The organism is Ferruginibacter sp. SUN106, assembly GCF_050611765.1.
In the GTDB taxonomy this organism is placed as follows: domain Bacteria; phylum Bacteroidota; class Bacteroidia; order Chitinophagales; family Chitinophagaceae; genus Ferruginibacter.
Genome location: NZ_JBODJC010000004.1, coordinates 743384 through 769493, shown reverse-complemented (window position 1 = coordinate 769493; position 26110 = coordinate 743384). Strand labels below are relative to the sequence as shown.

The following is a 26110-nucleotide window of genomic DNA, read 5'->3' as shown; positions in this document are numbered from 1 at the left end:
GTAAAAGACCTCACCTGGCATTAAAAATGAAAACGCCAGATGAGATTTATCAAACAAAAACCCCGGCTACTTGAGGCAACCGGGATAATTTTAAAATCTGTCAACTTATTTAAGGACTATTCATACAGGAATAATTTTTTAATACACGATCTCTTCTCCTTTCACTTTTATCACCAGTTCTTTTTTATCACCAGCTTCTACCCTGCCAATAATCTGTGCGTCAATTCCAAATGTTTTTGCAGCTGTAATCATCGTATCTGCATCTGCTGCATCGCAGTAAATTTCCAGGCGGCACCCCATGTTAAACACTTCGTACATTTCCCTGTTATTGCTGCCACTATTTTGCTGAATGATATTGAAGATTTCTGGTGCATCAAATAAATTATCTTTTATCACACGCAGGTGTCGTGACGGTTCGGAACCGTCTGACACCTCTGGCAAATACTTCATACACTTGGTTTGTCCACCGCCACTGCAATGTATCACACCATGTATCTTATCAAAATGATTGGTTAGTAATGCCTGCATCACCGGCGCAAAAGTTCTGGTAGGGCTTAGTATCAGTTTGCCAATCGTTGTTGTGAGTGGTGAGTCGTGAGACGTGATATCAACAGTATCTGTCAAACGATGTTTACCAATATACACCACTGCTTCATCCAGGCCGGTGTTATAACTTTCTTTAAAATTGTCTGCATAAAATTTACTCAGCACATCATGCCTTGCACTGGTAAGGCCATTACTGCCAATACCACTGTTGTATTCGCTTTCGTAAGTGGCTTGTCCGTAACTGGCAAAACCAACAATCACATCACCTGCTTTTATTTTATCGTTGCTGATAATTTTGTCTTTCGGCCAGCGGCATGTCATGGTGCCATTTACCGCAACAGAACGTACCACATCACCCACATCAGCTGTTTCTCCACCCAGGTAATGAATGTGTACACCAAAAGTTTTTAAGGTATCAAACAGTTCCTGGCTGCCGGTAATAATCTGTTCCAGCACAGCACCGGGTATTAAATTTTTATTCCTGTCGATGGTAGAATTAAAAACAATAGTATCATAAATGCCCACACACAACAGATCATCCAGGTTCATCACAATCGCATCCTGTGCAATACCTTTCCAGATGGAGATATCACCCGTTTCTTTCCAATACAAATACGCTAAAATGCTTTTGGTACCTGCACCATCGGCATGCATGATGTTTACAAAACTGTCATCACCGCCTAAAAAATCGGGGTATACTTTGCAAAATGCATTAGGAAACAAACCCTGGTCGAGGTTTTTAACGGCTGCATGAACTTCTTCTTTTTGGGCAGAAACACCACGTTTAGCGTAAAGAGACATTGTTGATTGTAGATTTATGATTTCGGATTTATGATTTAAGAAATGCCCGAAATTTTAATTTTGGCGCAAATTACAACCGAATTATTCATTATCAATTAACAAATTATTCATTATCCATTAATCAATTATCCATTATCAATTTATCCATTAGCTTTGCACCCTTAAATATGCAGGTACACTACGATATTACCCAATTGCCCGTTTTTAAAAATGCCGTTATCACCATCGGCACTTTTGATGGCGTACACACAGGCCACCAGCAAATTATCAATACGCTTAAAGCTGCTGCTGCAGAAGCCGGCGGCGAGTCGGTGATCATCACTTTTCATCCGCACCCCCGTAAAGTAGTGTCTTCGGCCGTTACGGGTATCAGGCTGATCAATACCCTTGCCGAAAGAATTGAATTGATCGCCAATGCCGGCGTGGACCATTTGGTTGTAGTGCCTTTTACCGATTATTTTGCCAACCAAACGGCCGAAGAATATATCAGCGATTTTTTAGTGGATAAATGTCATCCGCATACTATTATCATCGGTTACGACCACCGCTTTGGCAAGGAACGCAGCGGCGATTATAAACTGATGGAAGAGAAAGCGGTGGTGTATAATTACCGCCTGATGGAAATTCCGGTGCACTTGCTGGATACTATAAAAGTAAGCAGCAGTAATATACGTGAAGCGATTTTGCACGGGCATATTGAAGATGCCAATAAACTCCTCGGGTATACTTTCTTTTTTGAAGGCGAAGTAATACATGGCGATAAGATCGGCCGCACTATCGGCTACCCTACTGCCAACCTTAAAAGCACCGACGAAGAAAAAATAACTTTAGGCGATGGTATTTATGCAGTGTATACCGAAGTGGATGGCATCCGTTACAAAGCCATGATGAGTATTGGTTTCAGGCCCACCGTAAATGGTAAAAAACGTGTAATAGAAGTTAATCTTTTTGATTTTGAAAATGATATTTACGAAAAGATCATCAGGGTATATGTGGTAAAATATTTACGCAGCGAAGTAAAGTTTGATGGCCTGGAAGCATTGAAACAACAGTTGCACCAGGATAAGGTAGATAGTTTGGCGGTGTTGTAGGATTGAGCAATCATCTTCTCTTTCGCTGTACGATCAACTGGTATATAGGAAATATACAAATTGCCAAACCAAAAATAATTGCAGACTTACCGTTAAGTGTTACGGTGCTACCCTTATAGCCTGAAAGTTTTCCGGGACTTACATAACCACTTGTAACGGATTGGGTAAAAAATAAATAGAGGCCGATAATTGTTATCACTATACCACAGATTAAAATTCCATACAAGGGTATGGGCCGTATTTGCATCCGCTCCTTTTTATTTTCATGTGCTGTCATGTGTAACTCAATTTATACGCAGTAATGTTATATCGTTTAAGAGTAAAGTCTGAAGGATTCATTTGAACGCTGCTGAAGTACAGAAGGATTCAGGACGCTTCAGCGTCCCTACTCTTTTACGCAATCATCTTCACCACCATCTCCTTCATCAGCGATGCATCAGAAGTACCGGTATCGCCTACCCCAACGCCTTTTAAATTGTAGTGGTGCAGCAATAATAAAATTTTTTCCACGCCTTCGTAGCCATAAAGGCGGATGGTTTCCAAAGCGTTTTTTACAGCGGTAGCATTAAAATAAAAATGAGGCTTTAGTGCAGCTTCACTTTTATCATTCATGCCAAACACAGTATATACTTTGCTGAAGTTGGCGTACAATGCCGGCAAAACCATTTGTATAGGAGCGGCTTTGGGATTGCCTTCAAAATACTGGATGATCTTGATGGCTTTAGCCAAATCTTTCTTTGCAATGGCAGCCTGCAATTCAAAAACATTATACTCTTTACTGATGCCGATAAATTTTTCAATATCATCTTCAGTAATTTCTTTGCGGCCTTTTAAGTTGATAGAGAGCTTATCAATTTCATTGGCCATGCGGCTGAGGTCGTTGCCAATATGTTCTTCTAACAATACCACGGCTTTGGAAGTAATGGAATACCCTTTACTGGTCACCATTTCTTTTATCCATTCATTAACCTTAAAATCTTTTAATTTATCGGATACAAAAACTTCGGCATTTTGTTTTAAAAGCTTGCTGAGTTTGGTACGCTTGTCTAATGTTTTGGTTTTATAGGCCACCACAAAAATGGTAGAGCTTAAAGGATGCTCAATATAACTTTCCAGCTTTTCAATATCCTTCATTTGCTGGGCTTCTTTCAGCAATACTACCTGCCGTTCTGCAAACATAGGATAACGCTTACAGGCATTTACCACGGCCGCCCATTCGGCATCACGGCCATAAAAAACGGTGAGGTTAAATCCGGCTTCTGCCTCGTCTAAAATTTTGTGTTCGGCATAATCCACCACCATATCAATATAATAATCTTCCTCTCCTTCCAGCCAATACAGCGGTTTAAAGCTTTTCTTTTTCCAGTCGCCGATGATTTTTTCTGCACTCATGGCGACAAAGATAAAAGAATTTTTAAAGGGTTACCAACCTTTGATACCCCCCGGCAGGGTCAGAACGGTTCAAAGTCTCCAGCCCCTTTGTTTATTGTTGCAGGCTGATTGAAGGTGTCTGACAGTTGTAATCGTCCTGACAGCAGCAGGCTCACAAAACTGGCATAATTTTAGCCGTTTATGGCAGCGATAACCGCCGTTTATTTATTAACATATTAACACAACTGACCATAAACATTCTTTTTAACTAATTGAATGAATACATTTGTCCACTATAAAACCTACATCAACTATGGCTTACGAAAATTTTCCAGGCGCTGAAAACCCACAACAGCCGGCACCGCCACCTCCGCAAAAAAATAACATGCGTAATTTATTAACCGGCGGCCTGCTATTGGCCTTACTGGGTACCTGGGGCTATATCATTTATGATAAAAACCAGGTGCATGAAAAAGATATTAAACAAGATGAACAGCTGGCCAAAACCACCAGCGACAAAGATGAATTGAGAAGAGAACTGGATGATGCCACCACCCGTTACGACATGATAAAAACGCAGAGTGCGGATATGGTGCACAGCAAAGACAGCGTGATCACTCAACGTGACAGGGATATTGCGGAGAAAAGAACCAAAATTCAGCAATTACTTACCAAGGTAAATGCTACCAAAGAAGAACTGGCACAGGCTAAAACTTTGATTGCTTCATTAAATGACGATATTACCGGGTACAAAACACAAATTGAAACCCTGGAAGGCGAAAAAATTGTTTTAACCCAACAGAAAGAAGCCGTTACTAAAGAAAGAGATGTAGCAAGAAAAGAAACTGAAGATGCGAAAACAGTGATCAAAGAAAAAGAAGACGTGATTGATATCGGTTCTACTTTACATGCCAGTAATTTTTCTATTGTTGGTATTAATGAAAAAAAGAGTGGTAAAGAAAAAACTACTTCTACTGCAAAAAGGGTAGATAAATTACGCATTTCTTTTGATGTTGATGAAAACCGCATCACGCAATCAGGTAATAAAACAATTTATATCAGCATCACCGATCCTAAGGGCAACCCTGTAAGTGTTGAAGCACTTGGATCCGGAACTTTTAAAACAAGAGAAGGTGAGGATAAATTTTTTACCGAAAAAGTTGAAATCAATTACACCCAGGGGCAACGCCAGACTATTAATGTAGACTGGAAACAAAACAGCAATTTTGAAACCGGTGATTATAAAATTGAAGTGTACAATAATGGATTTAAAATTGGTGAAGGTGTAAGAAGCTTTAAAAAAGGCGGATTGTTTGGCTAATCATTTTCAATCTATAACTGAGTCGCCGCATTACAAAATGCGGCGATTTTTTGTATAATGAGGGTCATGACGGTTTAAAACCGTCGGACCCATTATTTATAAGATTGCCCTGATAGACGCTCGTCCCACATGCACTGTTTTAGATTCACCGGGTTTACGGCCTTCGTATTGTATACTCACTTCAAAATTGCCTGCAAGGCGTTTGGTGTATTCCACATTCCACAGGTAATTTTTACCCGGCAATAAGCCATCCAGCAATACGTAACCTACTGTTGTATTAGCTGCACCGGGATAAGCCGTAAAATTGATCTGGTTCAATGTTACCTTGGCATTGAGCGTACTGTTGTTAAGGATATTGTAGCGCATCTCTGCAATCACCGAATGTGTAACCGCTTTCTCCATTGAGTCGATCGTGTTTTCTTTCTTACTGAAATTATATGCCAGGCTTAAACGGAAATTTGATTTGTGGATATAGGCAATAGCTGGTTCAACTGCATTTTGCTCAATCATATAATTGCGGTTATTGAATTTTGTCCCGCTGGTATTCAATTCATTTTTAGATTGGCGTAAATTAATGTTAGTAGAGAAATTCTTACTGAAATTCCATCGTATTTTTCCAGACAGGTTTCTTGCTTTGCGGCTTTCAAATCCGTAAGACAATAATGTTTTTCCGTTGGATAAATAATGCGTAACATCAAAGCCCCATTTTACATTACTGCGGTTGAAAAAATACGTATTGGTTAAAATAGAATTTAAAGACAGCAATGTAGTATCCACTAATTTCCTGGTAAAAGGATTGAATTGAAATTTGCCGGTGGAGATATCTTTTTTATTGATCTGTAAAGAAGAGCTGGTATTGGAACGGTACAATAATTTTTTTATGCCATGTGCATTATTTGATTTGATCACAAACCTTGGGTTAATATCTACATTGTAATTGAACTGTATGTAATTTGCTTTTACGTATTGGTTACTTGGCGTAAACAGTTTTACATATTTGCGCTGGTCCTGGAAAACAGCGATCTCAAATTCATTCAGTTCTTTTATGCCGTTGCCATTGTAATCTATCCAGGTATATTCACCCTGGCCTGCAGGTACTTCAAAAAAAGTATATTCTCTTTTCTGCTCCTGCCCTGCTCCTAATTCATACAATACCGAACCATTCAGCAATCCTTTCCATTCCCTGAAAGCATATTCCGAACGGCCGAGTAAACTTTCATCTGCTCTTTGTTTGCTGATGTTGTTATTAATGATATGCAGTTTGCGATAGGTGATATTTAATTTTAACTGTCGGTTTTCGTTCTTTAATATCTCAGTGAAAAAATTAAAGTTATCACTCTTATCAGCCTGTTGCAATTTAGCCAGCACGGGCAACTGATCATTTCTTGTAAAGTATGAAACGCCCCATTTATTAGCCTTTTGCGGATTAGATTTAATATACACCTGCCAGATAGTAAATGCAAAACTCAGTGGTGATAAAGTATCCGTTACTTTATTACGTTGCCGGTTATATTCACTGCTGTAGTTTATGCCCAGTTGCATCTTCTTCATCTTTGCCAGTTCTTTGCTGATATCAATAGTGGGCCTGAAATAAATGCCTTGTTCCTCTACGCTATTTGTATTGGTTAAGCTGATGGAATTGGTAAACTTCCATCCTTGAACAGCAGTATAATTATTGACCTGCTGACGGAGGCCACTGAAATGATCGCTGCGTTGATAGCGGATAATTTCATATCCATAATAATTGCCTTTGGTATCAGCAATTTTTACTGCTGCATTGGCAAGGTGTTCATCTGCCGGATTAACCAGGAAAGGTAAACTCCAGTCACGCAGGTATTCTACATTCCGTAAACGCTCCAAAGGTTTAAATCTTTTCTGTACAAACTCATACCCCAGATTAGTTTGCAACGTCATTGGTTTATTGAACAATGCAATTTTTGTATCCTTATTTTCAAATTGTAATTTGGCTGCATAGCCTTTATCATTGCCTTTATCCTTTGTAGAAAACAAATTGATATCATAATTACTCATCGCCCCCTCCACCCGTATTTTTGATTTGGGAGAAAATAAGTATTCGCCGCCGATAGTAATTACCTGTTGTTTCTTTGGCGATACCAATAATATCACCGGAGCCCAATCACCCTGTTTGTTATTATTAATATCAGGAGCTACCCAGCCATATACTTTACCATTCACTGCATTTTGCAAAGGCATGTAATTGCCCTTACCCGTTCCTACATAAGTAAATGAAAGGGTGTACAACACATCGTTGGGGTTGGTGGAAAAAACATAAATAGAATCATGCAGGTTGGTATTATAGAGTGTATCTATTTTTTTATACAATATCTTATCAATTGAAAAAGTATCTCGTTGTGCATTTTCATAAAATGCGGTATCAACGCCATCACCAATATTGGCTAAAAATTGTTTCTGCTTATTATCCAGCACCTGGTTGATGGAAGAATTTTTTGAATCTGAATTACTGAATGCGCCCACGCTTAAAAAAAATTTGTTATTAAAATTCACTTCGTCGCTGGCGTATGCCTGTGCATTTAAAAAATTGCGGTCTGCATATTCAAATTCTACCTGTATCCTGCTGTCTTTGGTAATTAAATGTTTTTGCGTAAAAGTGATCTCGGCAGTATTGTAGTTCATTACATAATCCTGGTCTTCGCCACGCTGTAATAACTGGCCATCAATAAATACTCTTTCTGTTCCGGCCAGTATTACAAAATACACTTCGTAGTTGGCACCCTGTAAGCGGTAAGGTCCCTGGTTGCCTTCTACAGGCGTAAGTACATTGCGGGTAAATTTTCCTTTAGCCACTGCACCACTCACTAATAAAGAATTGGATATTTTTTTACTGATCTTATTTTCTGTAATAAAAGAAACACCTTGTAAACGTTTATAGAAATTGAGGAAATAATTTTTGCTTTGCCTGATATCGATATCTCCAAAATTTGCCTGCCATCCTTTTTTCTTTATCTGTAAATATATTTTATCAAAATCTCTCAGGTCTTGTGTATTACCATCAGGCTGAATAGGAATATTATTATCGGTGATAGCTGCAGTTAATTCTAAACTATCGCCAATAAAACCGCTCAGTTGCAGGTTAAGACTGGAGTTGACCACCGCATCCTGGCTATTACCAAAAGAAATGCCCCGGCCAAAGCTACCTTCTGATTTTACGTTACCAAAATCAAACAACGGGTTGCCCTGCTGATTATTACTTACTTTAAATGTTACCGGGTTGTTGTTAATAAAATTGTACCTGATACTGTCGTAATCATAATGCTTTACCACCGCATTTAATTTGTACGGAAATACCCGGTACGTGATCCATACAGAGGGTAATGCAGGTTTGCTGATCCAGGTAATGGTGCCATTTACTTCATCCACTTTATAAGCAGTGGGCAATACATTAGCAATGCTTACAGAATTGGGTACAATGCTCAGAGTATCCAGCTTTATAACATTGCCGCTTACCGGTATAAATCTTTTACGCAGGTTGGAAAGCGACGCAGGATTTTGTGCATACAAAGTCTGCACAAAAAATATCAGTAGCAAAAGCAGGTATTTCCCGGGGTGCTTCAACAGTTTTTTAGATTAGTAATGCCTAAAATTACCATTTATTGTTTAAGACGGGCAAAACAGCTTTTTCGCTGTATAAAAAAACCTTCCCGAAGGAAGGTTTAACGTATTCAATACCGTATTATTTTATTCTTCTGAACTTAATCCTGCACTTAAAAACTCCCTGTTCATTCTTGCAATGTTAGTTACAGAAATTCCTTTAGGACATTCTGCTTCACAGGCATAAGTGTTGGTGCAATTACCAAAACCTTCTTTATCCATTTGTGCCACCATGTTCAGTACACGTGTTTTTCTTTCTGGCTGGCCTTGTGGTAACAAAGCCAACTGAGAAACCTTAGCACTTACAAATAACATAGCGCTGCTGTTTTTACATGCGGCCACACAAGCACCGCAACCAATACATGCTGCAGCTGCAAATGCATCGTCTGCATTTTTCTTATCAATAGGTAAAGCATTTGCATCAACTGCATTACCGGTGTTTACTGAAATATAACCACCAGCTTGTATAATTCTGTCAAAAGCACCCCTGTCTACCATCAGGTCTTTAATTACAGGGAAAGCCGCACTGCGCCATGGTTCCACCACAATGGTATCTCCGTCTTTAAATGCTCTCATGTGTAACTGGCAGGTAGTGTTCTGTGCCCACGGACCGTGTGCCTTGCCATTGATATACATACTGCACATACCACAGATACCTTCACGGCAATCATGATCAAACGCAATGGCATCTTTACCTTCGGTGATCAATTGTTCGTTCAACACATCAAACATTTCTAAAAAAGACATTTCAGAGGAAATATCCTTTACCTGGTAAGTTTCAAACTGGCCTTTGTCGCCGGTATTTTTTTGTTTCCAAACCTTCAACGTTAAATTCATGCTGTAATGTTCCATACGTAAATTACTTTAATGCTAAATTTTATTATAGTTACTGTATTCAAACGGCCGCCATCCAAATTTTTGCCAGATAAAATACAGTACCCGGTGTTTTGTATTTTTAAAATTCTTCTTTTGAATATCGAGTTCCACATTCCAGTCTTCTTTTACCACCAGCTCTTTCATCACAGCAGGATGTGTGCCTTTAAATAATGTTACCGAATCAATATTTGAATAATCAAATGCGGCTTCCTTCACCACTTTATTTTTTCCTTTCTCTCCGTCCCATAGTGTACCAAAATTCTCTGTCTTCCGGTTCATGGTTAAAGGATTTTTTACCCAGCCATAATGATAGATGTATGCATCAATCAGTTTTACATTTAATTTCCTGCCATCTTGCCACCTGAACCCCTGTGCATCCTGGTAGCTTTTTATGCCTTTATTATTCCTGATGATCCTGATCTCTTTACTGTACCAGCTTCTGCCATCACCAATGTATTTATAGCTACCGTAAAAATGATGGTAGTTGAATAGTAACCCTTCTACTTTTTTATCAGCGGCATATTTATTCATGGCATCAACAATATTTTTATGGTATTGTTCATGCACTACTTCATCTGCCTGGATGTAAAAGAGCCAATCACTATCTGCCGCCGTAGCTGCAATGGCTTTATTAGTTTCCACTGCCAAAACCTTCCCACCCTCCCTCAGGTTATTATCCCAAACGGAATGAATAATTTTTATTTTATCAGAACCTATAGATGCAATCAGGTTGTTGGTATCATCTTCCGAATCTCCCAAACAAACGATCATCTCATCTACAACAGGTAAAACAGATGTTATCGATTCCACCACCGGGTAGCCATATTTAATGGCATTCTTTACAAAGGTGAAACCTGATACTTTCATTTTACTTGTAACTCCTTTGAGTTGGTTTCACTATTTCAAATGTCAACTCCTCTTTATTCAACTCCCAGTTGCTTTCGCCTTTGTATTCCCATGCAGCTACATAACTGTAATTATCATCGTCACGTTTTGCTTCACCATCTTCTGTCTGGCTTTCTTCACGGAAGTGGCCTCCACAACTTTCATTGCGGTTCAAAGCATCTTTACACATCAGCTCTCCAAGTTCAATAAAATCTGCCACACGGCCTGCTTTATCCAATTCAGGATTCATACTATTGATCTCACCTGGTATGCGTACATCACTCCAGAATTCTTTTTTCAATTGCTGAATTTCGGCTATGGCTTCCTGTAAACCCTGTGCATTACGGGCCATACCGCATTTATCCCACATGATCTTTCCTAAACGTTTATGAAAACTTTCTACCGTTTGTTTTCCTTTGATGTTCATTAAGGTATTGATCCTGTCGCTTACTGCTTTTTCTGTTTCTTCAAATGCAGGATGCGTAGTTGGTATTGATGGATTGCGTATCTCATCGGCTAAATAATTGCCAATAGTATAAGGAATAACAAAATAACCATCGGCTAAGCCCTGCATTAATGCTGATGCCCCTAAGCGGTTAGCACCATGATCGCTAAAGTTAGCTTCACCTAAAGCATATAAACCTTCTACTGTTGTTTTTAATTCATAATCCACCCAAAGGCCGCCCATTACATAATGCACCGCAGGATAGATCCTCATGGGCATTTCGTATGGATTTTCTCCGGTGATCTTGTCGTACATTTCAAACAGGTTGCCATATTTTTCTTTTACCACATCTTTACCCAAAGCAATCAGCGTTGCTTCATCAGCATTGTGATTACCGCTTTTTCCGGCTTCAATTTTTCCGTAACGTTTTATTGCATCAGCAAAATCAAGATAGACTGCAAGTTTAGTTGTACCTACACCATAGCCTTCATCACATCTTTCTTTCGCTGCTCTTGAGGCCACATCCCTTGGCACCAGGTTTCCAAAAGCAGGGTATCTTCTTTCTAAATAGTAATCTCTCTCCTCTTCAGGTATATCTACCGCTTTACGGTTATCGTCTTTCTTTTTGGGCACCCAGATACGTCCGTCATTACGTAAGCTTTCACTCATCAATGTCAATTTACTCTGGTAGTCGCCACTAACGGGAATGCATGTAGGATGAATTTGTGTAAAACAAGGATTGCCGAAGAACGCTCCTTTTTTATGCGCCTTCCATGCTGCAGTTACATTGCTGCCCATGGCATTGGTGCTTAAATAAAATACATTACCATAACCGCCGGTACATAATAATACCGCATGGCCAAAATGCCTTTCTAATTCGCCGGTAACTAAATTTCTTGCGATGATACCTCTTGCTTTGCCATCGATCATTACCACATCCAGCATTTCATGACGGCTGTATTGTGTTACTGTACCTAATGCTACCTGTCTTTCCAAAGCACTGTAAGCGCCTAATAATAATTGTTGTCCTGTTTGCCCTGCTGCATAAAAAGTTCTTTGTACCTGCGTACCGCCAAAACTTCTGTTACTTAGCAATCCACCATATTCTCTTGCAAAAGGCACACCTTGTGCCACACATTGGTCAATGATATTAGCACTTACTTCGGCCAAACGATGTACGTTAGCTTCTCTTGCACGGTAATCACCACCCTTTACGGTATCATAAAATAAACGGAAAACTGAATCTCCATCATTCTGGTAATTTTTTGCCGCATTGATACCACCCTGCGCCGCAATACTATGGGCACGTCTTGGACTATCCTGGAAACAAAATGTTTTTACTTTATATCCCAACTCTCCCAGTGCAGCAGCAGCCGACGCTCCCGCCAAACCGGTTCCTACAACGATCACTTCAATTTTTCTTTTGTTGGCAGGATTTACCAGCTTTACATGTCCTTTATAATCTTCCCACTTTTCATTCATCTCACCCGCAGGTATTTTTGAATTTAGAGCCATATTGGTAATGAATAATTAATAATGAATAATGTATAATTTCTTTTGTTATCAGCTTTCGTTATTTCTTTAAATTCAATAGTATCAGTGTACTGTATTTCTGTATTCAGTGATACTAGATCAGCTCCATGTAAAAAGCAATGGGCATTAATGCAAACAACACACAAACTATAATCGAAAAAACAAGGCCTGCTGCTTTAATGATGGGTGTATACTTTTTATGATTGATACCTAATGTTTGAAATGCACTGGGGAAACCATGCAACAAATGCCAGAATAAAGAGATCACACCGGCTATATAAGCGATCACTACCCACAACTGCTGAAAGTATTCTTTCATTTCTACAAACAAATTATAGGTAGCATCGTTTTCGCCACCGTTGCCATATAATGCAATTTTTGTGTTCACAAAAAACTTAGAAATGTGCAGTATTAAAAAGAATAACAACAAAGTACCCAATAAGCCCATACTACGGCTATACCATTTACTATTAGTAGATGTTGCATTTACGGCATACTTTACCGGCCTTGCTGCGCTGTTTTGTTTCCACAGCAGTAGCCCCTGGATGATATGCACTATCAGCCCTGCAAACAAACCAATTTCTAAAACCCTTACAATGTAATTGTGGCTCATAAAATGAGCATAGGTATTAAACATTGCTCCATCGTCTTTAAAAAATATCATGGAATTGACGGTGCAGTGTATAACCAGGAAAGAGATCAGAAACAAACCGGTAAGCCCCATCGTTAACTTCTTGCCTATCGAAGAAGTGAAAATCTGTTTAAAAGTCATTATGCAAAAGTTAATGGTTGAATTTTGGAAAGCAAATTTAAGCTACAATCATTCAAAAAAACGTTTTGTTAAATGTTTTTATGCAATCGATACCGAATTTTACTCCAGCAACTTCATTACCCAGTTATCTACCTGTTGAAAAACAAGGTCGGGTTTTAAGGTTCTCCATTGGGGAAACTCCATTAAACCGACATAATTAATGAGCCTGGCCCGTTTAAAATCATACTGGCTTTGTTGTGGCATATTCAGTATCACCACCCAGCCACCATCATCCTGTACCTGCTCCCTCCACTCTTCATAATAGCTGTCATCACTGCTGTGGAAGTTCAACACGTTCTCTGCAACAATGATAAATTTGGTAATTCCTTTTGCATATAAAAAATCTGTAACGTCTCTCCGTAAAAACATGATATCATTGCCAATGGCATCATTCCATTCGCCTATCAGTTCTATGATGGCATAGTTTTGTTCATAATCAACAAACAAAATTTTGAGGTATAATGTTTTGCTGCCAAAATCATCCCACTGGGGATGGATGTAATAATTATATACTGTTTGACTGAATTCAAACTCACTATATGTACGTCCATAAAATGGCGACAATTCATCTTCTTCTGCTGCGTATAAATGGCGCCAGTTATAATATGGTTCTATATCCTGCAAATGATTATTTTTTGTACCTGCAAAGTTTAAAGAAAACTGTGTATTTTGAAGCTCCTGCTTCAAATCTTTTTTTATGACCGGAAGCCGGAGCTTCCGGGTACAAAAAAAGGTTGCCGTAAACGGCAACCTACCTACTTAATAACCATAATATTTTTATTGTACTACTATTCTTTCTGTAAATATTAACTGACTGGAAGCATCGGTAACTTTTACCATGTAAATACCTTTAGCCACCGTTCTTGATATCTGTATGGTTTCTGTTTGTAATTTAGAAGATACTGCAACTACCTTGCTCATTACTGCCCTGCCCGAAAGATCGGTTAAGGCTACAGTATATGAACCGGCTTTTTGACCATCAAATAATACCCTGAATTCATTAGCAGTAACAGGATTCGGGAAAATTCTTGCATCAGTATTTATCGGAGCCATTGGTGCTAAAGAAGGCATACTGTAATTTCTTTTAGCATCTGCTTCTTTCTGGTATAATAAATTTCCATTGGCCAGATCTGATGCGCTATAAGTTTTATCAGTACCTTCTACTTTAACTGCAGCAAGGTCTTTCATTTTAAATTTATAAAAACCTTCAAAACTATTAGCACTGCTTACAATGATATTATCATCTGCATCAACAGCTGCACCATTAGTAGTATAGTTTGCAGGTAAGCCTGTAATTGCACCAATGTAACTGGCAATCCTGCTATCAATATCCACTTTAAATACCTGGTGATTAGCAGAAATCACATATAGTTTACCATACGCATCAGCAATCATATCGCCACCCCAGCTTGTACATTTGTTATGGATAGAGATACCGCTTTTATTATCTTCTGCATCAACTAAATTACCCAGGTCAGTGATCACTGTTTTTTTACCGGTAGTAAAACGGATCAGGTGATTACCGTCATTAGTAATAGCATAACCATTACCATCAGCAGCAATATCCATACGGGTAATATGGTTAGCTTCATCCATCAGGTTAGCCGTATTTAATAACTGTGTTTTTTCTGCATAAAATTTTGGTGATGTAGCAGAAGCACTTACATCCAGCCAGCGCAATTCACCAATGCGCATGGGCGTGAAAAATAATTTATCGTGTTTTTTATCGTATGCTGCTGCAGCTACCATGGTTAAAGTAGGTGCATCCTGCATCTGTACAACAGAAGTGGTTCCGTTATTATCAAACTTAAAAGTCTGGGTAGATGCCGGTTGTTTTGTGGCTGCATCCAGCAATACAAAAGCAGTTTTGTCTCTCTGGTAAACATCCTGTGTTACTTTGCCCGTGGCAAGATCCACCTGGCGAATGCTCATCCAGCGAAAATCGTTACTGCCATCACCTGTAATAGCATAAGTTTTACCGCCATCCTGTGCCAGTGTGCTTAAAGAAGAAACAATAAATGAGGTTGAAAGTAAAATTTTGAAATTCATATGAGTAGTTTTGTTATTAGATTCCTAAGTTAATCAAAATTCATAAAACTGCAGCTACTTTTTTATGAACGGAAGCTTTCAATTGCTTTTTTAACACTTCCTTTTTCCAACAGCAGTTCTTTGGCGGTTTCATATTCCTGCAGCCCCAGTTTTTCCATCAGCATCCTTACCCCACGGTCCACTATTTTTTCGTTGGTCAGTTGCATATTTACCATCTTATTATCTTCCACCCTGCCTAGCTGTATCATTACCGATGTAGAGATCATATTGAGTACCAGCTTTTGTGCAGTGCCGCTTTTCATACGGGTGCTGCCGGTAACAAATTCGGGGCCTACCACCACTTCTATTGCAAAATCGGCGGCCTGGCTTATTGGTGCATCAGGATTACAACTGATACTTCCGGTTACAATATTGTTTTCCCTGCATTTTTCCAAAGCACTGATCACATAAGGTGTGGTACCGCTTGCGGCAATGCCCACTACCACGTCATTACTGTTTATTTTATGTTGCTGAAGGTCTGCCCATCCCTGCTCAGTATCATCTTCGGCAGATTCCACCGCTTCTGTAATAGCTTTATAACCACCTGCAATAATGCCTACTACCAAACCCTGCGGTACGCCATAAGTAGGCGGACATTCACTGGCATCTAAAATACCCAACCTTCCACTGGTACCTGCGCCAATATAAAAAAGCCTTCCACCCATCAGCATTTTATCCACCACCGCATGAATTAAGGCTTCAATTTGCGGAACTACTTTTGCAACTGCTGCAGGTACAGCAGCATCTTCCTTATTAATATTTTGCAATAATTCCAGCACACTCATTTTTTCCAGGTGCCGGTATGCCGATGTGGATTCTGTTATCTTTTCAAATGCCATAACCTTGCTGATTCTTACTGATTAACTATGATATTTTATTAAGCCATCCATGGGTTTTTGCAATACTTTACCCAGTTGTAATTCGTAACTGCTGCACATTTCTTTCAATACATCTTTAAAACCAAATGCTACACTACCAATAAAATTGATAGGCAAAGTCCAGCTTTCCCTGTATTTATAAATATGATTAAAGAAAAAATCATTAAAGCCATCTTCAATAATATTTTCTACCATATAATGCCCCCGGTTCTCTGCTAAAAAAATAGCAAAAGATGCCAGATAGCGGTTAGGCAATGGCTTTTTATATACGGCATCCAATATTTCGTAGCTGTTGGTTTTAAACCTGGCTGCAAAGCGGTCCATCAGGTCTTCATCAAAAGTATTGTATAAAAAATACTGAATTACTTTTTTACCCATGTAAGCGCCGCTGCCTTCATCACCCAACACATAACCCAGGCCCGGACTGTTTTTTATAATTTTCTTTCCGTTATAATAACAGGAATTTGAACCTGTACCTAAAATGCAGGCAATACCTTTTTCTTTGCCACATAAAGCTTTTGCTGCCCCCATCAGGTCGTGATCAACAGACACCTGCGCTTTTAAAAAACTTCTTTGTAACGCTTTTTTTACTGCCTTCACATTATCAGGACTGCTGCAACCGGTACCGTAAAAGAATATCTCATCGGGTACCTGCTTCATTTTGGTTTGCAATTCCTGTTCAATGATATGTTGTATTTGCTCAGAAGATAAAAAATAAGGGCTTAATCCCTGTGTGTAAAATATTTTTTTCTTTTTCCCGTCTAACAGACACCATTCTGCTTTGGTTGACCCACTGTCTGCAATTAGTTTTATAGCCATTGTTTCCTTTTGTATATTGAAGTTACAGCATTTATTAATAAGCCGCAAAATACAAGCTGCAAGGGGAAAAGCTGCAAGGGGGAACACATCTAAACAAAGAACTGCTATTTAATTAAAAACATGCATCACTTCAAAATACAAGCTGCAAGCTATAAGCCGCAAGGGGAAAAGCTGCAGGGAAGAAGCATGCACAAACAAAAGGCTTTTATTTATCAGAAATATAAAAAATTATAAAGGGTTGCAATAAAATTTTAGCTGCTAGCTTATATTATTCAAAAAAGATTCAACATTGGTACAGCCCCTTGCGGCTTTTCCCCTTGCAGCTCTTCCCCTTGCAGCTCTTCCCCTTATAGCTTACCGCTTACCGCTTGCTTCTTCTCCTTATCTTCGCAAAATGAATAATAAAAAAGTACAGGTTTGGCTGCCATTGCTTTTCAGCTTAACCATGATTGCAGGAATGTACCTGGGGTATAAAATGAGGGATAATATGCCGGGAAAAAGTTTTTTTTATACTGAAAAAAGAAGGCCGGTCCAGGAGATCATGGACCTCATTCAAAATAAATATGTGGATGATGTGAAGATTGATGCTTTGGCCGATACAGCTATCACCGCCATGCTGAACAAGCTGGACCCTCACTCTGTATTTATCCCTGCAGAAAAGTTAGATGGTATTAATGAAGACCTTGCCGGGAAGTTTTATGGCATTGGTGTGGAGTTCAATATTTATAATGATACCATTAATGTGATCAATGTACTGAAAGACGGCCCCAGCTTTAAAGCCGGTATGCAAACGGGTGATAAATTTTTAAAAGTAGAAGACAGCACAGTGGCCGGTAATAAAATTGATGGCGACAGGATAAGAAAATTATTACGCGGCGATAAAGGATCCAAAGTGGATATTGTTTTTTTACGTGGCACCGAACAGAAAAAAGTTACCGTTACCAGGGATGCTATTCCTTTATACAGCCTGGATGCCAGCTATATGATCGGTAATGGCGTTGGTTATATTAAACTCAATAAATTTTCGCAGCAAACCTACCATGAGTTTATGGATGCTTTGCTGGAATTAAAAAAGCAGGGCCTGCAAAAATTAATATTAGACCTGAGAGATAATGGTGGTGGCATTTTAGATGAAGCCGTAGAAATTGCAGATGAATTCTTGCCGGGTGATAAACTGATCACTTATACCGAAGGAAAACATGTAGCTAAAAAAGAATACCGTTGCCGCAGAGAAGGTCAATTTGAAAAAGGAGCATTGGTAGTACTGGCCAATGAAGGTACCGCAAGCGCCAGTGAAGTGCTGATTGGTGCTTTACAGGATTGGGACAGGGCTACTGTTATCGGCCGCCGCTCTTTTGGTAAAGGGTTGGTGCAGGAACAATTTGAATTAAGTGATAATAGTGCGCTGCGTTTAACCATCGCCAGGTATTATACTCCCGTTGGCCGAAGCATTCAGCGTTCTTATACTAACGGAGAAAAAGCTTATTATGATGAGATCAGCAACCGCTTTCACGATGGCGAAACACAAAGTGCCGACTCTGTAAAAAATGATAAGAGTAAAGTATATAAAACACCGGGCGGAAAAACCGTGTATGGCGGTGGCGGTATTACACCTGATTATTTTGTAGCTTTAGATACCAGCGGCTTCAGCATCAGTACTGCAAAATTGTATGCTAAAAATGTTCCTGCAAATTTTGCCTATCAATTTTATTTACAAAATACGGCTTCATTAAAAAATTATAAATCTCCTGCTGATTTTATAAAAAACTTTGCTTTTACTGAAGACAACTGGAAATCTTTTACAACAACAGCTGCAAAGGATTCCATCAGTATTGATACTGTAAGCGTAAAAGAAAAAGCAGATATCATCAACCGCATTAAATCTTCTATTGCCCGGCAGGTATGGCGCACAGAGGGCATGGTGGAAGTACTGAACACTGATGATAACACTATAAAAAAAGCAATAGAAGTATTACAATAATAAAAGCGCCTCCTGTTGAGGAGGCGCCTGATGTAGTGTACTACTCTTCAGTTTTCCAACTACTTTGTTACTTACGATCCAGAGGTTACTTTGTTCTTCCGGATACGGGACTAACTGTTTTTTCTTAGGATACAGGATCAATTGTTTGTTAGGATACGGACGCAATTGTTTTTGTCAGGATATATTGGTACTGTAAAAGTGCATACAAAACATTTTATTAAAAGTAGACGCCGAAATAAATGTAGTGTAGAACGTTTTCTATTCATCATGTCAAGATAAAAACTGCAGGTATTAAATTTACCCAGGCTACAGGCAGATCCTGCAGTTAATAAACATTCCCACTGTTTCTCAACTTTCAACTTTAAACTTTCAACTTAATATTACCTTTGCGGCAAAACAACGATTCTTATGTGGCTTAATAATATTTTAGAAACTATTGGTGATACCCCCCTTATTAAACTGAATAAAATTACCAAACACTTACCCTGTACGGTTTTAGCAAAAGTGGAATACTTCAATCCCGGCAACAGTATTAAAGACCGTATGGCTTTAAAAATGCTGGAAGTGGCTGAGCAGGAAGGCAAAATAAAACCCGGCGGCACCATCATTGAAGGCACCAGCGGCAATACCGGTATGGGCCTTGCATTGGCAGCCTGCGTAAAGGGATACAAATGTATTTTCACCACTACCGATAAACAATCTAAAGAAAAAGCTGATATACTTAAAGCTGTAGGTGCAGAAGTAATTGTTTGCCCTACCAACGTAGAACCTGAAGACCCCCGCAGTTATTATTCTGTAAGTAAAAGACTGGCTACTGAAGTACCTAATAGCTGGTACGTAAATCAATACGATAATTTAGCCAACCGCCAGGCGCATTACGAACAAACCGGGCCGGAGATATGGGAACAGACAGAAGGTAAGGTTACGCACCTTGTAGTAGCAACAGGTACTGGTGGTACCATTGTAGGTACAGGCAAATACCTGAAAGAAAAAAATCCTAATATTAAAGTGTGGGCTATTGATAGCTATGGTTCTTTATTAAAAAAATATTTTGAAACCGGGGAACTGGATCAGAAAGAAGTATACCCTTACATCAGCGAAGGTTTTGGTGAAGATTTTGTACCGGAGAATTATGATATGAGTGTAATTGATGAGTTTACAAAAGTTACGGATAAAGATGGTGCTATCATGGCCAGGCGTATTGCTAAAGAAGAAGGCTTGTTTTGCGGATACAGCGCCGGCAGCTGCTTACAAGGTGTATTGCAATTAAAAGATCAGCTTAAAAAAGATGATGTAGTAGTTGTAATATTTCATGATCATGGCAGCCGCTATGTAGGCAAAATATATAATGATCAATGGATGATGGAAAGAGGTTTTTTAGAAGTAAAAACTTTTAAAGACCTGGTTAGTGGAAGAGGTAATCAGAAATTGGTGACCATCAGCAGCAATCAGACTGTATTACAGGCAATAGAATTAATGAAGAAGTATGATATTGAAAACATTCCTGTACTGGATGGCGATAATAATATAGGCTCTATATCAGAAAGTGGTTTGTTTAATAAGATATTGAACAATGCAGAGATAAAGAATGATCTGATAAGTATAGTAATAGAAAAACCATATCCTGAAGTGGCTTTTGATACCCCTGTGGAGCGCTTAAGTACTTATATTACAAAGGAAAACGGGGCAGTTTTAAGCAAAGACGAGAGTGGTTCATATCATATTGTTACCAAATACGACATTATCCAAAGTCTTGCCAAATAATGTTAAAGGCATTTTTACGATAGGGCTCAAACCCTTGTCAATGCTGCATTGTAACAATGCAGCATTTTTCATATTTACCCCTGTTTACATATAAAAATCGTAAAACTACGATACTTTTTCACGTAGCTCTCCTATTAAAATAACAGCGCATTTACTATAGCAGCAGTAATTACAGTATGTTAAAAAAAGGGCAATAACGCTATTGTACAGCAACCGATTACATTGCATCTTTGTGTCAGAAGTTGATTGATAGGAATTAAATATCAATCATTATCCAAAAATCCTGAAGAAGCCAAAAGAATTCAATCCAATGTTTGTGAATAACCTAAAAGATCCAATATCAGTCAACTTCTAATTTTTTAAATAATAACATAAAGATCTAAACCTATAGAAAACCAAAGTCCAAAGAAAACAAAAAGCAGAATCTAAATCCTAAAGAAGAACGAGAACACAAGTATCCAATTATCCAATGCCTATGCTGTAAAAAGCGATGATGGCGAGAAAGACCGAAAGAAACCAATATCCAATGCCTATGCTGTAAAAAGCGATGATGGCGCCAAAGACCAAAGTAGACCAATATCCTAAACCTATGCTGTAAAAAGCGATGATGGTTAAAATGAAAAGACCACTGAAACCGGATTACATTATTTAAAGTTGTTCCACTAAACCTGGAGTAACGAAGTGAAGATCCAAGACAATCCTGTTTAAAACCGACTAGTGCTTGGTTGGTTCTCAAAAAACTTACTTCCATAAGTATTTGACTCGTCAAATGTTTATGGAAGTTTTTTATTTATGTAAACCGTTCTTTCTCATTGTAAAATCGTAAAACTACGTTTAAGAAATGCGTAGCTCTCCTATCCTAAAACCTGAACATCTACGATTGCAGCAGTAAATACAGTAGTGGTAAAAAAGAGCAATAACGCTCTTGTACAGCAACCGATTGCATCGCATCTTTGTGTCAGAAGTTGATTGATAGGAATTAAATATCAATCATTATATCCAACAATCCTGAAGAAGCCAAAGAAATCAATCCAATGTTTGTGAAGAACCTAAAACAAATCCAATATCAGTCAACTTCTAATTTTTTTAATTAATAGAAAACATTATAAATCTGATCCTGTAAAAGACCAAAGAGAATTCAAAGAAAACAAAATATCCAATTATCCAATGCCTATGCTGTAAAAAGCGATAATGGCGACAAAGACTAAAGCAGACCAATATCCTAAACCTATGCTGTAAAAAGCGATGATGGTTAAAATGAAAAGACCACACTGAAACCGGATTACATTATTAAAGGTGTTTCATTAACCTGGAATACCTTAAAAGATCCAAAAAGTCCCTGTTTAAACCGACTAGTGCTTGGTTGGTTCTTAAAAAACTTACTTCCATAAGTATTTGACTCTGTCAGATGATTATGGAAGTTTTTTATTTACACCAATACTTATGCTCCCTACTTTTGCATATGATCTTGCAGCCGCCTTACACACTTGCTTTTACTCCCCAACGAATTGTTTCGCTGGTACCTTCACAAACAGAGTTGCTGCATTACCTGGGCCTGGAAGAAGAAACAGTGGGCATTACCAAATTCTGCATTCATCCCAAAGAATGGTATAGGAATAAAACCAGGGTGGGCGGTACTAAAACGGTAAACCCGGCTGCTATTAAAAAATTACAGCCCCACCTCATCATTGCCAATAAAGAAGAAAATGTAAAAGAGCAGATTGAGGAACTGGCCAATGAGTACAATGTTCTGGTAACCGATGTAAACAATGTATCCGAAGCCTTGCAAATGATCAGCTGTATCGGAACACTTACCGGCAAAGACAAAGAAGCCACACAGCTAATAACAAGAATTGAAAATAATTTTTCAACGATCCATCAGCCTGCAATACCAATAAAAACCGCCTATCTTATCTGGAATAACCCTTACATGGCCGCAGGTGGAGGTACTTTCATCAATGATATGATGGATAAAGCCGGATTAAAAAACATTTTCCAGGATAATAAACGATACCCCGGAATAACAATTGCCGATTTGCAAATTGCCGGTTGCCAACTGCTAATGCTTTCCTCCGAGCCCTACCCTTTTAAACAAAAACATATTGATGAATTACAACAACATTTACCCAACACAAAAATAATTTTAGCAGATGGTGAAATGTTCAGCTGGTATGGCAGCCGCATGTTGCTGGTACCGGAATACCTGCATAGCATGAGACGTGAGTGGTGATACGTCAAACGTGAGAAGATGCAACTGCCAGCAGCGTGCCACTTACGCCTCACGATAATTCCCCACAGTTCCTTACATTTGCAAAAAATAAATCCATAATTATGAGCAAGTACGGTTCAGGCGTTTTACACGGCGCAGCATTGGAGGCTTTATACAACGATGCTAAAGACAATCAGTTTGCATTACCAGCAGTTAATGTTATTGGTACCAATTCTATCAATGCTACGTTAGAAACAGCAGCAAAAGTTAACTCCCCTGTTATTATTCAGTTCTCCAATGGCGGTGCACAGTTTATGGCCGGCAAAGGAATGCCTAACGATAAATTACAAGCCAATATTGCCGGTGGTATTTCCGGCGCTTTGCATATTCATAATGTAGCCAAATATTATGGCGTACCGGTGATTATACATACCGATCATGCGGCTAAAAAATGGTTGCCATGGGTAAGCGGATTAATAGATGCCGGAGAACAATTTTTTAAAGAAAAAGGCCAGCCGCTTTTCAGTTCGCACATGCTGGATCTTTCTGAAGAACCGATTGAAGAAAACATTGCTACTTCTGTTGAATTTTTTAAACGTATGCAGCCGCTGGGCATGAGCATTGAAATTGAACTGGGTGTTACCGGTGGTGAAGAAGATGGTGTGGACAACAGCGATGTTGACAATGAAAAATTATATACACAACCTGCACACGTTGCTTATTCCTATACCGAATTAAGTAAAGTTGGTAACCTGTTTACTGTAGCTGCGGCATTTGGTAATGTACACGGTGTTTACAAATCGGGGAATGTACAATTAACGCCAATCATTTTACACAACAGCCAGGTATATATCGAAAAAGAATTAAAGACCGGACCTAAACCAGTGTACTTTGTATTCCATGGTGGCAGCGGCTCTCCGCAGAACCAGATTCGTGAAGCCATTAGTTATGGTGCTATCAAAATGAATATTGATACCGATATGCAATGGGCTTTCTGGGAAGGTATTTTAAATAACTACAAAAAGAATGAAGCTTATCTACAAGGCCAGTTAGGTAATCCAGATGGACCGGATGCTCCAAATAAAAAGCACTACGATCCAAGAGTTTGGTTACGTAAAGGCGAAGAAAGCTTTATTAAAAGATTAGAAGTAGCTTTTGAAGATTTGAATTGTATTAACCGGAATGCATAATAAAAGTTACGGGTTTTAAAAGTTACGGTTATTTGATTGTTAGTTTGATAATAAGAGCTCAATTCTCCGCAAACAATCAAATAACACGTAACCCGTAACTCATAACTTTGTACTTTTAACTTTCAACTTTCAACTATTACTATGAGCCAGAAGAAAGAAGAAGATTTTGAACTCAATTTAACCGGCGAGGAAGGTGATTCGGAAGAAACGAAATCCAGCTGGTTCAAGCGTATAAAAAAAGGTATCCTTACTTCTACCAAAGATAAAAAGGATGCTCCGGAAGGCTTGTGGAGTAAATGCCCCAACTGCAAGTACACGTGTACGGTATCAGAGCTGAGAGAAAATAAATTTGTTTGTCCCAAATGCGAACACCATCACCGTATTGGCAGCGAAGAATATTTCGAGATCCTTTTCGACGATAATCATTATACAGAATTGTTTGCCAACATCAGGTCGAAAGACATGCTGAATTTTACCGACCTGAAGCCTTATCATAAACGCCTGGAAGAGACTTATTCCAAAACAGATATTCATGATTCAATAACTGTTGCCCATGGCAAAGTGAACGACAACGACCTTGTGGTGGCCTGTATGGATTTTGAATTTATCGGGGGTAGCCTGGGTAGTGTAATGGGAGAAAAAATAAGCCGTGCCTGCGACTATTGTATTGAGCACCACATTCCTTTTATGATCATCAATAAAAGTGGTGGTGCAAGAATGATGGAAAGTGCATTCTCGTTAATGCAGCTGGCAAAAACTTCCGGCAAACTATCTCAGTTAAGCGATCACCAGGTTCCATATATCTCTTTGTGTACCGATCCTACATTTGGAGGTACCACTGCATCTTTCGCCATGCTGGGAGATATTATTTGCGGCGAACCCGGTGCCCTTATTGGCTTTGCCGGCCCGAGGGTAATTAAAGAAACCATTAAAAAAGACCTGCCCGAAGGTTTTCAACGCAGCGAATTTTTACTGGAACATGGCTTTTTAGATTTTATTATTCCAAGAAAAGAATTGAAGGAGAAGCTGAGTACTTTGTTACTGTTGTTTAAAAGTTGATGCTTAAAAAAAATATTTTGCATCCCATTGGCTGAAGAGTTGATGGGATTTTTTTGTGAGTTTATATGAACTTCTTTTTAAAAAAAATATTGACCATTTGTTGCGCTGCATAATACAAATGCCATAAAAACAGATATCTTTAAGTAGAAAGGTTTTGTATAATTATAAATTCCTTTTCATAAAATGTTTAAATCTCTGCCTATATTTTTAATTTTTCTTTTACTGTTAACTTCCTGTAAAAGCCAAAAAGAAAAAACACCTCCATACATTTATAATCCCTGTACTAGCGGGCATGACACTACATTACATTTAGATTTTGAAAAAGATACCACAACAAAAGACTTTTATCAATTGCTTGACTTTATCGAACACAAGGGAGAATTCAGCCGCTTTGATAAAAAGCATAAAATTGATAGCAGCATACATAATTCCATGTGGCTGCAAAAATTGATATGCCAGGAAAAAGGCTTTGATTCGCCCAAAGAAACCTGGGTGTTGTATAATGTTTTTTCCATTCGGTATTATATGACTTCCAATAAACCTGTCAAAGGAGAAAAAGATTATTTCCCTAAATTCGATATAACACAATTCAATTTTACCACTGAAGCACAAAAGAATAAAGCACTTAATAAAATAAAAGAAATTGGCTGGGGCGACCCATTAAAAAAATGGAATGACTATTATATTGTGACGAGTAAAACAAGAATTATAGTATTACAATCTTATGTTGCCATTTTTTCTGAAACCAAAAACAGGTATGGTAAAATGCTACAGAAAGAATGGGCAGATAAAAACAATTACTAAATGTTCAA

At 38.6% G+C, this 26110-nt stretch carries 19 protein-coding genes; 8 read left to right on the top strand and 11 right to left on the bottom strand.

Annotated elements, in window-relative coordinates; all coding sequences use genetic code 11:
* Positions 1 to 138: 138 nt before the first annotated feature.
* A complete protein-coding gene (locus tag ACQ334_RS19430; protein WP_430989925.1) occupies positions 139 to 1347 on the bottom strand; it encodes an AIR synthase related protein in 1209 nt (402 codons plus the stop codon).
* 167 nt (positions 1348 to 1514) lie between these two features.
* On the opposite strand from ACQ334_RS19430, the gene ribF reads away from it, so the two are divergent.
* The gene (ribF, locus tag ACQ334_RS19425) at positions 1515 to 2438 is read left to right on the top strand and encodes a riboflavin biosynthesis protein RibF (protein WP_430989924.1); all 924 of its coding nucleotides are present in this window, start codon (positions 1515 to 1517) and stop codon (positions 2436 to 2438) included.
* Positions 2439 to 2831: 393 nt separating this feature from the next.
* Here the strand turns inward: ribF and holA are convergent, their stop codons facing one another.
* Entirely contained in the window at positions 2832 to 3830 is a 999-nt protein-coding gene (gene holA, locus ACQ334_RS19420; protein ID WP_430989923.1) for a DNA polymerase III subunit delta, read from the bottom strand.
* Between the two features lie 292 nt (positions 3831 to 4122).
* Between holA and ACQ334_RS19415 the strand changes: the two genes are divergently transcribed.
* Positions 4123 to 5130, top strand: coding sequence for a hypothetical protein (locus ACQ334_RS19415; RefSeq protein ID WP_430989922.1), 1008 nt, complete (start codon positions 4123 to 4125; stop codon positions 5128 to 5130).
* A 96-nt stretch (positions 5131 to 5226) separates the two neighbouring features.
* Here ACQ334_RS19415 and ACQ334_RS19410 read toward each other — a convergent pair whose 3' ends face one another.
* The 9 genes from ACQ334_RS19410 to ACQ334_RS19370 all read right to left on the bottom strand — a co-directional run bounded on the left by ACQ334_RS19410 (position 5227) and on the right by ACQ334_RS19370 (position 17095).
* Positions 5227 to 8697, bottom strand: coding sequence for a hypothetical protein (locus tag ACQ334_RS19410; RefSeq protein WP_430989921.1), 3471 nt, complete (start codon positions 8695 to 8697; stop codon positions 5227 to 5229).
* Positions 8698 to 8847: 150 nt separating this feature from the next.
* On the bottom strand, positions 8848 to 9612 hold the full coding sequence (locus ACQ334_RS19405) for a succinate dehydrogenase/fumarate reductase iron-sulfur subunit (RefSeq protein WP_430989920.1): 765 nt from the start codon (positions 9610 to 9612) through the stop codon (positions 8848 to 8850).
* An 18-nt stretch (positions 9613 to 9630) separates the two neighbouring features.
* Positions 9631 to 10503, bottom strand: a complete 873-nt coding sequence (locus tag ACQ334_RS19400) for a glycosyltransferase family 2 protein (protein ID WP_430989919.1) — start codon at positions 10501 to 10503, stop codon at positions 9631 to 9633.
* A 1-nt stretch (position 10504) separates the two neighbouring features.
* On the bottom strand, positions 10505 to 12481 hold the full coding sequence (locus ACQ334_RS19395) for a fumarate reductase/succinate dehydrogenase flavoprotein subunit (RefSeq protein WP_430989918.1): 1977 nt from the start codon (positions 12479 to 12481) through the stop codon (positions 10505 to 10507).
* A 112-nt stretch (positions 12482 to 12593) separates the two neighbouring features.
* Positions 12594 to 13271 (bottom strand): succinate dehydrogenase cytochrome b subunit, encoded by a 678-nt coding sequence (locus ACQ334_RS19390; protein ID WP_430989917.1) that lies wholly within the window; start codon positions 13269 to 13271, stop codon positions 12594 to 12596.
* 99 nt (positions 13272 to 13370) lie between these two features.
* A complete protein-coding gene (locus tag ACQ334_RS19385; RefSeq protein WP_430989916.1) occupies positions 13371 to 13997 on the bottom strand; it encodes a hypothetical protein in 627 nt (208 codons plus the stop codon).
* A gap of 90 nt (positions 13998 to 14087) precedes the next feature.
* Positions 14088 to 15359: a T9SS type A sorting domain-containing protein gene (locus tag ACQ334_RS19380; protein WP_430989915.1), complete on the bottom strand. Its 1272-nt coding sequence runs from the start codon at positions 15357 to 15359 to the stop codon at positions 14088 to 14090.
* A gap of 62 nt (positions 15360 to 15421) precedes the next feature.
* Positions 15422 to 16237 carry an N-acetylmuramic acid 6-phosphate etherase gene (murQ, locus tag ACQ334_RS19375; protein ID WP_430989914.1) on the bottom strand — a complete coding sequence of 272 codons (816 nt, stop codon included), beginning with the start codon at positions 16235 to 16237 and terminating at the stop codon, positions 15422 to 15424.
* A 21-nt stretch (positions 16238 to 16258) separates the two neighbouring features.
* Positions 16259 to 17095, bottom strand: coding sequence for a BadF/BadG/BcrA/BcrD ATPase family protein (locus ACQ334_RS19370; RefSeq protein WP_430989913.1), 837 nt, complete (start codon positions 17093 to 17095; stop codon positions 16259 to 16261).
* A 394-nt stretch (positions 17096 to 17489) separates the two neighbouring features.
* Between ACQ334_RS19370 and ACQ334_RS19365 the strand changes: the two genes are divergently transcribed.
* The 6 genes from ACQ334_RS19365 to ACQ334_RS19340 all read left to right on the top strand — a co-directional run bounded on the left by ACQ334_RS19365 (position 17490) and on the right by ACQ334_RS19340 (position 26102).
* The gene (locus ACQ334_RS19365) at positions 17490 to 19076 is read left to right on the top strand and encodes a S41 family peptidase (protein WP_430989912.1); all 1587 of its coding nucleotides are present in this window, start codon (positions 17490 to 17492) and stop codon (positions 19074 to 19076) included.
* Between the two features lie 408 nt (positions 19077 to 19484).
* Positions 19485 to 20840, top strand: coding sequence for a pyridoxal-phosphate dependent enzyme (locus ACQ334_RS19360; RefSeq protein WP_430989911.1), 1356 nt, complete (start codon positions 19485 to 19487; stop codon positions 20838 to 20840).
* A 1462-nt stretch (positions 20841 to 22302) separates the two neighbouring features.
* On the top strand, positions 22303 to 23070 hold the full coding sequence (locus ACQ334_RS19355) for a helical backbone metal receptor (RefSeq protein ID WP_430989910.1): 768 nt from the start codon (positions 22303 to 22305) through the stop codon (positions 23068 to 23070).
* A 101-nt stretch (positions 23071 to 23171) separates the two neighbouring features.
* Positions 23172 to 24239, top strand: coding sequence for a class II fructose-bisphosphate aldolase (gene fbaA / locus ACQ334_RS19350; RefSeq protein WP_430989909.1), 1068 nt, complete (start codon positions 23172 to 23174; stop codon positions 24237 to 24239).
* A 141-nt stretch (positions 24240 to 24380) separates the two neighbouring features.
* Entirely contained in the window at positions 24381 to 25298 is a 918-nt protein-coding gene (gene accD, locus ACQ334_RS19345; protein ID WP_430989908.1) for an acetyl-CoA carboxylase, carboxyltransferase subunit beta, read from the top strand.
* A 183-nt stretch (positions 25299 to 25481) separates the two neighbouring features.
* Entirely contained in the window at positions 25482 to 26102 is a 621-nt protein-coding gene (locus ACQ334_RS19340; protein WP_430989907.1) for a hypothetical protein, read from the top strand.
* Positions 26103 to 26110: the final 8 nt, after the last annotated feature.